Annotated in this window: 11 protein-coding genes and 1 CRISPR repeat array; of the genes, 1 reads left to right on the top strand and 10 read right to left on the bottom strand. The window is 47.9% G+C overall.

All coding sequences use genetic code 11. The features are described 5' to 3' along the window. Window positions 1-158: 158 nt before the first annotated feature. Window positions 159-2,986: a CRISPR direct-repeat array (repeat unit 32 nt; unit sequence GTTTCAATCCACGCGCCCACGCGGGGCGCGAC). A 174-nt stretch (window positions 2,987-3,160) separates the two neighbouring features. Genes cas2 through Q7V32_RS09055 form a run of 9 tightly spaced genes read right to left on the bottom strand, consistent with a single transcriptional unit; the run spans window position 3,161 to window position 11,283 of the window. Further along, the gene (cas2, locus tag Q7V32_RS09095) at window positions 3,161-3,451 is read right to left on the bottom strand and encodes a CRISPR-associated endonuclease Cas2 (protein WP_304896665.1); all 291 of its coding nucleotides are present in this window, start codon (window positions 3,449-3,451) and stop codon (window positions 3,161-3,163) included. Between the two features lie 33 nt (window positions 3,452-3,484). Next, complete coding sequence (gene cas1c, locus Q7V32_RS09090) at window positions 3,485-4,519, bottom strand: type I-C CRISPR-associated endonuclease Cas1c (protein ID WP_304896664.1); 1,035 nt, start codon at window positions 4,517-4,519, stop codon at window positions 3,485-3,487. Between the two features lie 2 nt (window positions 4,520-4,521). Then, entirely contained in the window at window positions 4,522-5,145 is a 624-nt protein-coding gene (gene cas4 / locus Q7V32_RS09085; protein ID WP_304896663.1) for a CRISPR-associated protein Cas4, read from the bottom strand. Between the two features lie 5 nt (window positions 5,146-5,150). Further along, window positions 5,151-5,363: a DUF2281 domain-containing protein gene (locus Q7V32_RS09080; protein WP_304896662.1), complete on the bottom strand. Its 213-nt coding sequence runs from the start codon at window positions 5,361-5,363 to the stop codon at window positions 5,151-5,153. A 10-nt stretch (window positions 5,364-5,373) separates the two neighbouring features. Next, entirely contained in the window at window positions 5,374-6,252 is an 879-nt protein-coding gene (cas7c, locus tag Q7V32_RS09075; RefSeq protein ID WP_370691448.1) for a type I-C CRISPR-associated protein Cas7/Csd2, read from the bottom strand. A gap of 2 nt (window positions 6,253-6,254) precedes the next feature. Then, window positions 6,255-8,090: a type I-C CRISPR-associated protein Cas8c/Csd1 gene (gene cas8c, locus Q7V32_RS09070; RefSeq protein ID WP_304896660.1), complete on the bottom strand. Its 1,836-nt coding sequence runs from the start codon at window positions 8,088-8,090 to the stop codon at window positions 6,255-6,257. Beyond that, entirely contained in the window at window positions 8,087-8,770 is a 684-nt protein-coding gene (cas5c, locus tag Q7V32_RS09065) for a type I-C CRISPR-associated protein Cas5c (RefSeq protein WP_304896659.1), read from the bottom strand. The genes cas8c and cas5c overlap by 4 nt, the downstream gene beginning before the upstream one ends. Before the next feature lie 21 nt (window positions 8,771-8,791). Continuing rightward, entirely contained in the window at window positions 8,792-11,056 is a 2,265-nt protein-coding gene (cas3, locus tag Q7V32_RS09060; RefSeq protein ID WP_304896658.1) for a CRISPR-associated helicase Cas3', read from the bottom strand. Window positions 11,057-11,073: 17 nt separating this feature from the next. Further along, window positions 11,074-11,283 carry a CRISPR-associated endonuclease Cas3'' gene (locus Q7V32_RS09055; protein ID WP_304896657.1) on the bottom strand — a complete coding sequence of 70 codons (210 nt, stop codon included), beginning with the start codon at window positions 11,281-11,283 and terminating at the stop codon, window positions 11,074-11,076. Between the two features lie 201 nt (window positions 11,284-11,484). On the opposite strand from Q7V32_RS09055, the gene Q7V32_RS09050 reads away from it, so the two are divergent. Then, window positions 11,485-12,348, top strand: a complete 864-nt coding sequence (locus Q7V32_RS09050; RefSeq protein WP_304896656.1) for a WYL domain-containing protein — start codon at window positions 11,485-11,487, stop codon at window positions 12,346-12,348. A 633-nt stretch (window positions 12,349-12,981) separates the two neighbouring features. Here Q7V32_RS09050 and Q7V32_RS09045 read toward each other — a convergent pair. Continuing rightward, window positions 12,982-13,566 carry a hypothetical protein gene (locus Q7V32_RS09045; RefSeq protein WP_304896655.1) on the bottom strand — a complete coding sequence of 195 codons (585 nt, stop codon included), beginning with the start codon at window positions 13,564-13,566 and terminating at the stop codon, window positions 12,982-12,984. Window positions 13,567-13,661 lie beyond the last annotated feature (95 nt).

The following is a 13,661-nucleotide window of genomic DNA, read 5'->3' as shown; positions in this document are numbered from 1 at the left end:
GAGTCGTAACACCCGAAACTGGGATTGGCAGCCAGAAGTCTGTTTAAATCCTGATAAACCAAACAATAATGCGGCGAAAAAAACCGACACTACTGTCCACTAATTTTTAACTGATGCGACAACTACGTTGACATTTACCGAGGCCGATGCCCATTATAGTTTCAATCCACGCGCCCACGCGGGGCGCGACCGTTGTAGCCGATGGCGCTAATTATCCCGATGCTGTTTCAATCCACGCGCCCACGCGGGGCGCGACAACCATTGCCAGAAAGGATTTATATAAGTTGGCGTTTCAATCCACGCGCCCACGCGGGGCGCGACGCCGTTGGCGGGCTTGGTACAAACGGGCTTAGGTTTCAATCCACGCGCCCACGCGGGGCGCGACAGGGGCAGAGCATTACATAATCCAAACATCAGGTTTCAATCCACGCGCCCACGCGGGGCGCGACGCCGGGTAAGAGCGGTGGCCCTTGCATCATGGTTTCAATCCACGCGCCCACGCGGGGCGCGACACGCCCTTTTTTGGGTGTTTCTAATGATGACGAGTTTCAATCCACGCGCCCACGCGGGGCGCGACGGCCTGGAGGCCAAGGCGACAATACGATGAGAGGTTTCAATCCACGCGCCCACGCGGGGCGCGACATCGTTAATCCGGACGGCAAATGCGTCGGTACTGTTTCAATCCACGCGCCCACGCGGGGCGCGACCCGCGCTTGCTGCTTGGTTGTTTTGGGTCGATTTGTTTCAATCCACGCGCCCACGCGGGGCGCGACGAGGTGGCCGTGCATTGGCATCCCTTCATGCCGGTTTCAATCCACGCGCCCACGCGGGGCGCGACCTCGACAAGATTCAGGCCGCGCGGTCTGATCGGTGGTTTCAATCCACGCGCCCACGCGGGGCGCGACTGCCGCCCGAGCTGCAACGCGCCGGATTAACCGAGTTTCAATCCACGCGCCCACGCGGGGCGCGACGTCCCATAGGCCTTTTGTAAAGTTGTCCAGGTCGTTTCAATCCACGCGCCCACGCGGGGCGCGACAAGCAACCACCGCCAAGGACGGCGCAACCGGAGTTTCAATCCACGCGCCCACGCGGGGCGCGACTCCCCTCTCCAGCTCCAACAACTTATAAACCTGTTTCAATCCACGCGCCCACGCGGGGCGCGACGATGTCGTAGCCCGCTACCCGGACGGCGCAACCGGTTTCAATCCACGCGCCCACGCGGGGCGCGACATTATTGAGCGCAATCAACTTGAAATTGATAAGTTTCAATCCACGCGCCCACGCGGGGCGCGACATGAAACACCAATCCGGCAGCGGCAGTACAGCAAGTTTCAATCCACGCGCCCACGCGGGGCGCGACAAGAAATCCACTACCCCCGCCCCGGCATGTCTGTTTCAATCCACGCGCCCACGCGGGGCGCGACATGATGCACCGCGAGGATATGCGGTTGTTGTTAGTTTCAATCCACGCGCCCACGCGGGGCGCGACTACCGGATATTTGTCAATAAAACGATTGACGGGTTTCAATCCACGCGCCCACGCGGGGCGCGACAAGAGCAACGAAGCGAGCGAGGAATTTCACGAGTTTCAATCCACGCGCCCACGCGGGGCGCGACTGCTCAGCTCATCAAAAAAACCGACGTAGATTTAGTTTCAATCCACGCGCCCACGCGGGGCGCGACACATATTCCATTTCAATGTAATACAACATATTGTTTCAATCCACGCGCCCACGCGGGGCGCGACGTTATCTATTGCCACGGTCCGGACGGTTTTTTGGTGTTTCAATCCACGCGCCCACGCGGGGCGCGACGCATCAAACCACAGGCCCGAATGCCGCACCTCGGTTTCAATCCACGCGCCCACGCGGGGCGCGACTTGCTCATAGTCTGATACCCAATTCAACACAGGGTTTCAATCCACGCGCCCACGCGGGGCGCGACCGTAGAACGCGAGAACGCCAGGACGCACAGCCAGTTTCAATCCACGCGCCCACGCGGGGCGCGACTTCCCGCTTTGGGTTTTGACTCGTGAATGAATGTTTCAATCCACGCGCCCACGCGGGGCGCGACGTTGAGCCACGGCCCGAATCAAGATCATCGTTGTTTCAATCCACGCGCCCACGCGGGGCGCGACCTCTATTATCGATTTTCCGAAGGCGATAGTAAATAGTTTCAATCCACGCGCCCACGCGGGGCGCGACAACACGCATTTTATTAATTGCATGAATGGAGAGTTTCAATCCACGCGCCCACGCGGGGCGCGACGAGCGCAACATCGACAAAAAAGGGACCAGGGCGTTTCAATCCACGCGCCCACGCGGGGCGCGACGTATTCGAGCGCAATACTCTACAGGGATTCGCTGTTTCAATCCACGCGCCCACGCGGGGCGCGACCTTGTTTGACCAGTAGGGCAAGCAGGGAAAGAGGTTTCAATCCACGCGCCCACGCGGGGCGCGACTTGATGTCCATCCTGATATTTTTAAGTTTTTATCGTTTCAATCCACGCGCCCACGCGGGGCGCGACTAAACGTTTTTTCTATTTCTAAACCAGGATTTTCGTTTCAATCCACGCGCCCACGCGGGGCGCGACAAGCGGTTATTTAGGTAGGGCGATTGTTTGAGCGCGTTTCAATCCACGCGCCCACGCGGGGCGCGACGCGGTTATTTAGGTAGGGCGATTGTTTGAGCGCGTTTCAATCCACGCGCCCACGCGGGGCGCGACCCGAGAGCCAAAATTTTAGGGTCTTGTAATATAGTTTCAATCCACGCGCCCACGCGGGGCGCGACACCAGGCGTAGGTTTCAGACTCTTGGTCCGACTGTTTCAATCCACGCGCCCACGCGGGGCGCGACCTGCAATCGTTGCCCGCCATGGGTCCGGCAAAGTGTTTCAATCCACGCGCCCACGCGGGGCGCGACGCGCGCACCGCTACGACGCGGCAGCGGAAGCCGTTTCAATCCACGCGCCCACGCGGGGCGCGACTACATAAGCTTAATTGATTGAAATCATTAGTCAAAAGACCAAGATATTGCGAACCAATCACAGCATAAGCAGAAAACATTCTAGGTTATTTATCAATTAAACAATAAATCATAAAAAACAATGATTTAACATTAACACGAAGACTGGTTATTTTATGTTCGCTTAGGGTTCGCATTACAGTAATAACAAGCCGTTCAAATCTAATACGGCTTTAGCGCCAATATGTTCAACACGCCGCTCCCAGTTATTGCCCAAGTAATAAAATCTGAGGCTATCAAACTCCTCGTCCATCACATTAATCAAGTCGTTTTTTAGTTGTGTCCACTGCGCCATATCCACTTCAATTTCAAAAACCGAGTATTGCACGCGCTGGCCGTAGATAAGACATAATCTGGCCATTTTTCGTAAACGTTTTGGCCCGGTTTCACTTTTAAAACTAACATCATAAGTCACTAAAATCATCATCTTTTGTACCGCCTTGGGTATAAAATTCCCGCTCTATTTCCATAAAAAGGGCACATAACTATCGCTGTCTCCCCGTAAAAAACGCGCCAAAATCTGAGCTTGCAGCCAAGGTAATAAACCGACCGGTACGGTTTCTTCAAACCATGGATGCAATAAAGTATCTTGTTTGCGATCTTGCCAAGCTGCTAACAAGGTCTTTCTAGGCTCGTCTTTGAGTGTCACCGATCCGTTCGGCCAAGTTTCAAAATCTTTAGGCACCAGTTGTCGTTTGTTAATCAGTGACAATACAAATCGGTCGATCATCGGCCTAAACTCTTCGGCCAAATCTAACGCCAATGACGGTCTGCCGCTACGCAGCTGATGCAAAAACCCACTAGCAGGATCGAGTCCGGTGGTTTCCAACGCAGAGCGGCAATCATGGGTGAGTAAGGTATAACAAAATGACAGCAAGGCATTCACGGGATCAGTTGGCGGCCTTCGTCTACGGGTATCGAACTCGAAATCAGCTTGTCGAATTAGGTGGTTAAACACACCAAAATAAACTTGCGCGGCCTCACCTTCGCGGCCCATCAAGGTGTCGATGGTTTTGCAATCGGTTAGTTGTGTTATGCAGCGAGTCAGGCGTTTCTCGGCAGTTTGCAAGTTGGTCAGTACGTTGTCGTCGGTGATTTTTTCGCTGTGGTCCCGAAGATACCGCCTAAGCACATAGCGCTGGTTGTAGATCTTGCCAGTCAGCATGGTCTGAGCAATCGCAACACTTTTTTCAACATTATGCCCGGTTAGATGTTGTGTTCTGCGTAATAATACATTGCCGCTGATAGGACCTTCTACCCGCGCCAAAAATTTACCGAACATGTTTAAAAAGGTAATGGTTATGCCGTTTTCCGCACAATGTGCCATCAGATAAGGCGAAATAGTGACCTGCCCAAAGCACACTAAACCCTGCAATTTATGAATGGGTATGCGCGCTTTGGTTTCCTTATCCACTTTTAATACCAAATTTTCATTGTCTTTATGTAACCAGGCATTTTGCGTTTGCACATAAATCACGTTGCGTAATGGGCGCATGTTTAATCCTTTTTTAGCTGTGCCGCCAGCCAGGCAGACGCTGATTTAGTAAAATCTTTGGGATGGCATTGGTCTATTAGCGAACAACCTTTGCATTTTTTGGTTTGGTAGACAGCATGAGGTGTGATGTTGGTTTGCACAATGTCCCGGCAAGCCAAGATGGTTTGTAGTGTTAAGTCGCGTAGTTCAGCATCAAAAGTTACCGGGTGCCGCCGTCGCACTTCTCCATAAAACAAGGCGCCCTCCGGTATCGCGACATCGTGCATTTCTTCCAGACAAAGCGCCTGAGCGCACAACTGCACCTCATCGGCGCGGTGCGCTTTGGGTTTGCCGCGTTTATATTCAATAGGGAAAGGAATTTCTGTACCATCTGCTTGCCGATGATATTCCACTAAATCGGCAACCCCTTCAATGCCCAGTTCACTATTAGCCAGCCGTAATGCCCATACCGTGCGCACATCACCACGCTTTTGCAGATCGGCCTGGTTGACTCGCTGATGCAATACCTGGCCTTCCGCCGTAAATTGGTTTTCGACCCATATATTTTCCAGTTCAATCAAGGCGAATTGACGCGGGCAATACAGGTAGTGCTGCAGGCGGGAAAGGTAGATGGGTTCTAATTGCATGATTCCTAATAAAGCCCCTTCCGCTCAAACTCAATGCCTTCTATTTGAGGTATGCTCATAATAAAGGTTTTGAAATCGGTATAGCTTGGCTGTTGATGACTTGCCGATGCCTCAGGATTAATTGATTTGTTAGCATGCTTTTTTTGAAGAAACTCATAGAAATCAAGTAACGCTTGCTGCGCATTAGCGGGCAGCGTGGATAAATTAAGCGTTGGCATAATAAATCCCTCAAAACTTCTCGTCTATGACGACATCCTTAATATCAGCTTTGTCGACGCTGATTTTATAGTCGTTAAAGCTTGATGCCGGCGTGTCTTTTTCGCCATTAATACGCTCAACTTTTACTCGGTCGAATAGCACATGCGCCGGCACATTGCCTAAAGCATCGTTATGTTTAAACACAACCAATTTACGCGCCGCCATTTCTCCGCGAGCGGCAGAGCGGTCATGCTCAAACATTAAACTCAGGGCTTGCCAGATTTTTTCCAGATCTGTATCCGAAAAGCCGGTTTTTTCCGCCAGTTTAGCGGAAATAAAACCATGGATTCGGTACAAGCCATATGGAACGATGTGCTTGCGCCCCATGGTACGATTTCCGCCCGATTGATCTTCGGCCTCTTTTTCAGTGGTTACCGCCATGCGGGTGATAGATATTTCAAGAGGGATGATCGGGTCTATTGATTTGGCAAATGCCAGTTGTAAGGGGCCGCGAACTTGGCCACAATTAACCTCAGTGGTCATAACCGCGCCAAAAGCGCGTATGTCAAAAAAGTGCTCGCACATCCATCTGGTTATCTCAGCCGCTTTATTTACATCTTTGGGTAACTTTTTCGATTCATGCTTAATTTCAAGCGCTTCATAAGCTTTGTTATTTTGCAGATTTAATATGCTTTTTTCTTTGACATAAATTTCATGGCCGGGCGTTTTTTCATCGGTCAATTCAATAAAATTACGGATTTTTCGCTTTAGGCATACATCGGTAACTAAGCCTTTACTCGATTCGGGGTCTAAACGCGGCATATTGCCCGCATCGGGATCGCCATTGGGATTGCCGTTGCTTACGTCAAATAAATAAACAAATTCGTAGCGGTTTTGAATGGTCATTATGGTTATCCTTTATTATTTGTTGATTCGTTAGATTCGTCGGCAACGGCATCGGCTTTTTTGTTGCTTTCAAAATAGCTTTGCTTTTGGTGGTAATAGCCAATGGCAAATCGCCCTTGCTCTTCGATGGATAAATGGCGAGGAAAACTGTTTTCTATCCCGGCAATAATTTCAGCTAAATCTTTTTTGAGATTGACTGCGTAACCGGGTTTGTCCTTACGCAGCCGCGTCAAGTGATTCTGACTGCCCGCCAATAAGCGGGGAAATACCGAAAAAGGAACGGTCGAGGCCGTGCCGTAATATTTATCGGTTACTGTGCTATTTAAGTCGCGTCCTAAAGCGGCTTCCTGAATTCGTTCTATGACGGCAAAAAGCCTTCCCAAACGGTAGGCGGTATGAGTGCTGCTTAAATTTAAACTCATGGGTACTTCCTCCTGTATCAATCCTTTACGAAAATCGCGTTGAATAATGGCTTTTATCATAGCTACTCGAATGCCGTTGATATCGCCATCCGAACGGATTCTTTGAATCAGTTGCGCCAGTAACATACGCGGATAGGACTGCCCGGTAAGAATGGCACGCATTACTTCGCCTGCTAATTGAGGTGGTATGTTTTCACTCTTGCCTTGCGTCGCTGTTTGGATCAGCAAACGCCAAACCGAAGGCGGTTCGCGCCAGGGCAATGGATTCAAGGATAAATCCTGAAAGTGTTCACTGATATGGCTAGCCAATTGTCCAAAGGTGGTGTCTAGCCAATAGCGAATCGACATTCTTGCGGCATTGGGCGCTAACCCCAGGACAAAAAAGCGGGTTTCGGGGTCAAGATTGGGCGCAAACTCTTTTAAAGGTCTGCCTTTTGCTATTTTGTCCAATACTGGTTTTATTTGTGCTGTTTGTTGCCCATCGTCTGCGGGCATGTTCAGCATAAACGAAAACAAGGATTCGGCTTGCTGCGCTGTTTGTCCATCACCGGCAACCGCCCAAAAAACCGTGCTGGTATCGCCGAGAGACATGCATTGGTTGTTTTCTCGTCTGAGCAGATAATTTAAAGCCGTGGTATACGCAAATGCAGCTATTTCCGAAACGGGTGCGTTCTCGCCCTGCGATTTTCCGTAGGAGGTATAGGCATCGGCATTAAAGGAAACAATCGAGCCGCCTGAACTTTGTCCTCCATAAACGCCTTTTATGGATGGATGCAAATTCATGAATGGCTCATGTTTTCCTGTATCAAGACAAATAGCCTTACTGGCATCAGCCTTAGGTGCGATAACTTTTAGCCAAACATTCGTAGCTTCTCGCCTTTCATGAATATATTCCGTGTCACCATCGAGCTTAAATACAAAATTAGCATCAAGCATTTCATTTTTAAAAAGTGGGGAGGCAAATTGTTCAGGTTTCCAAAAATCTCTTAAAAATAGGCAAACAGCGCGCAAACCTTCGTCTTCGGCATCAGCCAATAAATCCAGATGTAATTTTTTAAAGGCTTCAAATGTAAGCTGGGATATTTTCAAACCATTTTTACCGTCAGATTCAACACCAAGAAAATATGCCGTTTTATCCCAAAGAAAAAACGCATTATTTTTGCCTTCCTTAAAAGCTTTTTCAGTAAATTGCCCGCTTCGTTTAACAGACCAAGGCACAGTCAGATATCTGCCTTTTGGTTTTTTGTCATCCGATAAATTTGAATGCACATCCACAAGCTGTCCATTGCGTTTAAGGACCAAAATATAACTAATACGCTCTTCGCTAAATCCATAAGACGGCACACGCGCTAAACCGGTAATAGCATCAGGCGTATCCGCCAGCCGTTGATAATATTTCGCCAAGGAACTCAGTATCATGCTTTCACCTCGTCGCTATAAAAGTCTGGCACTGTGATTACTCCGCTTTTAAGTTCGGCTTTGAAAAAATGCGGCATCATTCCGTTGGCGAAATCAATATCATGAAGCATCCAGCCCAAATCGCGGTTAAGTTGTTCCGGCTTCAATGCTGATGCTGGCAAAGGTTTATCCGGTTCCAGCAAAGCAAAATAAGCGGGAAACTCGCGAACGCCCATGCAAGGTTGCTGGAAGCATTGGCCTTTTAGCGCCCTGCGATTGAATATATCCAGATGCTTGCCTTCGTTATCTTCGTCGGTAGCTAAGTCGGTTAATTCAAAATGAGCTTCGATAATATAAGCAACATTGCGCAATACGGTTGAAGCGCGTTGCTGACGTTCTCTGGAATCGTCCGCGACAAGATATAAACCCTGGGTGCTTTGATTACGCATGGCTGTTTTGATTTTAGCAGCGGAAATTTTGCTGCCGACTTCGTTACGCCGTATCGACTCAAAACGCACCGGTTGCAGAACGTGAATCTTGTCGATGATCCAGCGAATTGCCGGTTTCCAGTGAATTGCCTCAAGAATGCCCCGTGCCGCCGACGGCGTGATGACATCGTAAGACACGCGCTCTACCTTCATTTCCGGGCGGGTAAAACACGCGTAATCGCCCCAGATATGCAATTTTATGCCGTAAGCCATGATGATTAACCTTACTCCGATTTAAATTATTGTTTTCTCAGCTTCAATGAAAACTGGGTTGTCCCAACTAAGACCGGCCCCTCCATCGTAGAGATCGGGATCTGTTAAACGCCAAAACTGATCGCCGAACTTCTCGGGTTTTATAGGTTTGATAGCGCCAACTTGTAACAGCTCTTTAAAACCATGCTCAGGCATTTGCACCAAATAAACCTGCAACTGGCGGGCAATGCCGCTTTCATTTTCAGCAAACTCCAAATCTTGCAGCAGTCTTTCCGCTTTGTCGTCAAATTCAATGATTACAGGCTTGAGCATGGTTTCTATCATGCGGAAGTCGCGGGCAATATTCTGAAAAGGAAAACTCAATTGCCGACAGTGATTGTTATGCGTTTCCAGAATTTTCTTCTTGTCCAACTCTTCGCCTTTAGACCAGTAGACCGCATTAAAATAGCTCGTTAAAGCGCCGGGGGACAGAAAATTCCCGCTATGGTTGCGCATAACTTCGCGCATATTACCGGCTAATTGCTCCAGTTCGGGCGGCGCACGCCAATCGGGGCTTTGAAATATCAAGACTTCGCTGTCTTTAGGCTCACTCTTGCCTTCACGGTTACAACGCCCTGCGGCTTGGGCAATGGAATCCAATCCGGCTTCGGCACGAAGTACGCAGGGAAAATCAACGTCAACGCCCGCCTCAATTAAAGAAGTTGAAACCAAACGACAGAGTTTTCCCTGTAGCAAGTCTTCCCGCACTTTTTCTAAAATCTGTGAGCGATGTTTGGCGCACATCAAAGTAGTCAGATGAGTCGCGCCCTCCAGCTTCAATTTCTTCATGCTGTCATACAAACTACGAGCATGACGGCGGTTGTTGACGATGATGAGTACCTGTTCTTTTTCCTGTAAATGTCTCAGCAGTTGCTCGTCAGTTTGCTCACCGATGTTTTTTACCGTTACCCGCTCAAGTTCGGTAAACAACGCGAGCGGATCGGGCGAAATTTCCCGGACATTTTCAAAACCATTGATGAAACCCTCCGCTTTTTTTAACGCGGGCTGGGTAGCCGTGCACAAAACAATGCTGCACCGGTAGTTCAATGCCAATTCATCGATCGCCGCCATGATTGGCCGCAGCAATTTAAGCGGCAAGGTTTGAGCCTCGTCGAGAATAATCACACTACCGGCAATATTGTGCAGTTTGCGGCATTGCGAAGGCCGGTCGGCAAACAAGGATTCAAAAAACTGCACGGCGGTAGTAACAATAACGGGCGCATCCCAACTTTCCATTGCTCGTTTCAAGGTGTCGCGAGCGTCGTTATTCGGCAGCTTGGTATCGTCAAAAGCGCTGTGATGCTCTATGACCGCCTCAGCCAAGTCACCAAATGCTTCACGGAAGACGTTGGCGTTCTGTTCAATAATGCTGGTAAATGGAATCACGTAAATTATCCGCCGCAACTGGTGGGTAATGGCATGATCCAATGCAAAGGCCATTGAGGTATAAGTTTTTCCGCCTCCGGTCGGTACGGTGAGAGAAAACAAACCTGGAGGTAATTCCGCTTGTTTGCGGCTGTGGTTGAGTATGCGTTGCCGAAGTTGATTGATGCTTTTCGGCGGCTGGGTTGCCAGCTTCTGCTGGATTTCTGCTAATTTTGCATTGAACCGCTCTCGCAAAGCAGGCAGCGGCGGATAGATTGATTCAGCATTTTCTTTTTCTTCTAATCGTCGATAATAGTTGTTGGTGTCCTTTCTGTCTGCATCAATCAAGCATGAAAAAATCATGCGCGTAAAAAAAGCCAATTGAAAGCCGGGCCAAATTTTATGCGGCTTTATTGCTGGTAACTTTAAGTGCGTCGGCAGCATTATTTCCTGCTGCCATACCGGGTCAAGATGAGGAATGTCTATACCGGGTTTAAGCTTTAAACGATCATCCAGCGTTGAACGCTGCTGCCCTTTATCTATTCCATTTGCCAAACCGGCATGATGTCCAGCGATACAGTAGGCAATCAATTTTCCCATTAGCTGCCAGCGCTCAACAGCTATTCGTGCCCCGGCGGTGGCGTGGTCTACTCTGACTTTTCCACCTTTTAAGCGCTTCAGAAACTCAGGGCAATATTTGCCAAGGTCATGGAGTAAGCCGGTATATTTGGCTAATTGTTGAGCTCCAAACCATTGAGCGTTTTGCTCGGCAATTTCGCTTACCTTACTCAGGTGAGACAGCAAAGTTTGACCATCTGATAAATCTTCACGTTTACCTGAGTGGGCATAATATAAAGCTTGATTAGATTGTTTTGTTGGCATTATATGTCTTGGTCTAATCATGTACCGGATTGAATATAGTTTTGAAAAGTGACACTGTATTTACCAAAATCATGCAATAGTCCTATCAACTCGCCTGCTTCAGGCACATTGATTTTCGCTGCTAAGGTTTTGGCAATTTCAGCCACTTCCTGCAAATGGGTGGCGACACTTTGCTGTTCTTTATCCGTTTTACGTACATGGGCTATGTAAGATTGGTTTTTTATCATTGATGTTGATTTATAGAGTGATCTGAAAAAGGCATACAACTTTTACTAACCATGACTATCTTGCTTCCATACTCAGCCGCCAAGAGAAGTGATTGTAGTTCGATATTAGATAATGGCTGGAAAGTATCGGTAATGCTCTCCACTTGGTGTAAACTTTATACTAGTAGTTAATTGTCATGCAATCTTTATTTTCATATATTTATGACCGAAATTCCGCAAGATTTTTTCAAATGGGATGTTAAGCAGCGTTTAACGCTGCTGGAAGCCACTGTTTATTGGACTGGCGAGCTGATCACCAATTTTTTAACCGATACATTTTCGATCAGCCGGGTGCAGGCGACCAAGGATATTGCGCTGTATTTGTCGTTTCGACCGGATAATTTACGGTACGACCGTTCGTTGAAGCGTTATCTGATTACCGAACAATTTACGCCGCTGCTGATTACCGGCAGTCCGCAGGAGTGTTTGCAAGTGTTGCAGGCATCCAAATCCGCTGCGTCACCCGTAGTGACGTTGATGAGTAATCTGCCAACAATTGAAGTGCTGCCATCGCCGACGCGGCGCATTGATGTGGCTGTGTTACGGCCAGTGTTGCAGGCGGCGCGTTTCGGTTTGGTGTTAGAAATCGGTTATCAATCAATGACAACGTCCGAGCCTGCGGTTCGCAAAGTGCAGCCTCACACGCTGGTGTTTGACGGATGGCGCTGGCATATGCGGGCGTTTAGTTATTCGCATAATGAGTTCCGTGATTTTGTGTTGGCAAGGATTCATAAGGCTATGGTGGTAGGTAAGCTGGAAAAACCCAACCCTGTCGATACGTTATGGGAAACTCAATTGACGGTTGAAATCGGCCCGCATCCTGGTTTGAGCGATTCGCAAAAACTGGCGATTGAGCGCGATTTTGGCATGTTGGAGGGTAAATCCACGATTACAGTAAGAGCGGCTTTGTTGTCGTATTTATTATTATCTTTGCGGATCGGAAAAGACGATTATCAACGTGAAGCCATGGCCCAACAGACTGTTTTGCTTAATAGGGAAGAATTGCTATTTTACATAGCCTTTTAGGCAGGTCTTGATTCGACACTTGTAAAGATGGAGGGTGTTTCGAAAGTTACTCGACCAGCTACTAAACTGATGAATTGACGTTATTTGTGTAACTGGGTAGGCGTAATAATACGGGCTAAAATGAGGAATAGGCCTATAGGAATACTATCTCATCTTCGTTTCTTCCTAGATCAAGCCCTGCATCATTTTTCTATGCGAACAGTTCTATAGCCCTTTTTAGATTTGGCAGCGCACAATTTATTTCCGGCAATGATGGCTGCAAATGCTTGAGGGATTCAGTAGAAAAAAACTGGCATTCTTGTTGTTGGTGAAGTCGGTGGCTCTTAAGAATAACTTTCCGTTGCAATATCAGGCTACGCAATAATTTCCAGGGCTCGGCTGTTGTTGATGGAGTCAGTATGATTGCGTTAAAGCCCTGAAACAAAGATAGGTTGGCACTTGTTAAATTGGTTGACCTCATTTTTTGGGTCATGGCATTGGGCGTTAGCCTAATCCTTCCCAAAGAACATATAAGTCGAATCCAAGTGATGTGTTAACACACTCTATTTTTTTGCGACCTCAACATTGCCGAGGCGTTAAAAAATAGCCGCTTAGATTCAACTTTATCATCTGCTCTCTCGTCGCTTATAGCGGTTAATAATATGGGTTTCCTGATGGCAATGATGCCAATAGATTTTTTGGCAAACACGATATAACATCCTGCTGCACTCTTTCCGGAATATGGCTGAGAACCAATGACAAAGCCAGGGCATTAATATCTCGATCGGTAAATTTGGATTTAGCCATATTAAGGCCCCAGCAAACGATCCGGCAATTCGACTCAACGTAACCAATAGCATTATCGATTCGATCAATTGAGGGTGAATAGAATGAACGCTCCCCAACTTTACCGGCCTCATAGGTTTTAGTTTTAATTGGTAGTCCCGAAATTTCACAGAAACCCCTGGCTAATTTACTTTTGAACCAGGTTTCTGAAATATCAAACACTAAGTTTCGCTTTTTTGCTGAGGCTTTTGTCGATGCTAAAAATCTTTTGTGGGGAAATTTAATATAGTATTCAGTAATCAATCGTGATTTGATGAGTTTGTTATGCGTTAATTGTGCGTTATATTCAACGGCACATTTATGCGAACAGTATTTTCTGAAACTTCTGGTTCGAACATAGGTATGGGGTTTTCCACACTTTAGGCAAGCTATAGTAAGCGTTTCATAGGTCATGACAAGGTCTCCAATATTGTTATAATATCCCTAAAAGAATAAAACTTCCTGTGGAGAACATTCTACAATGATAATTGTTCCTGTCAAGAACATTT

Source organism: Methylicorpusculum sp., assembly GCF_030651835.1.
GTDB lineage: Bacteria > Pseudomonadota > Gammaproteobacteria > Methylococcales > Methylomonadaceae > Methylicorpusculum.
This window is presented reverse-complemented; position numbering and strand designations above follow the sequence as displayed.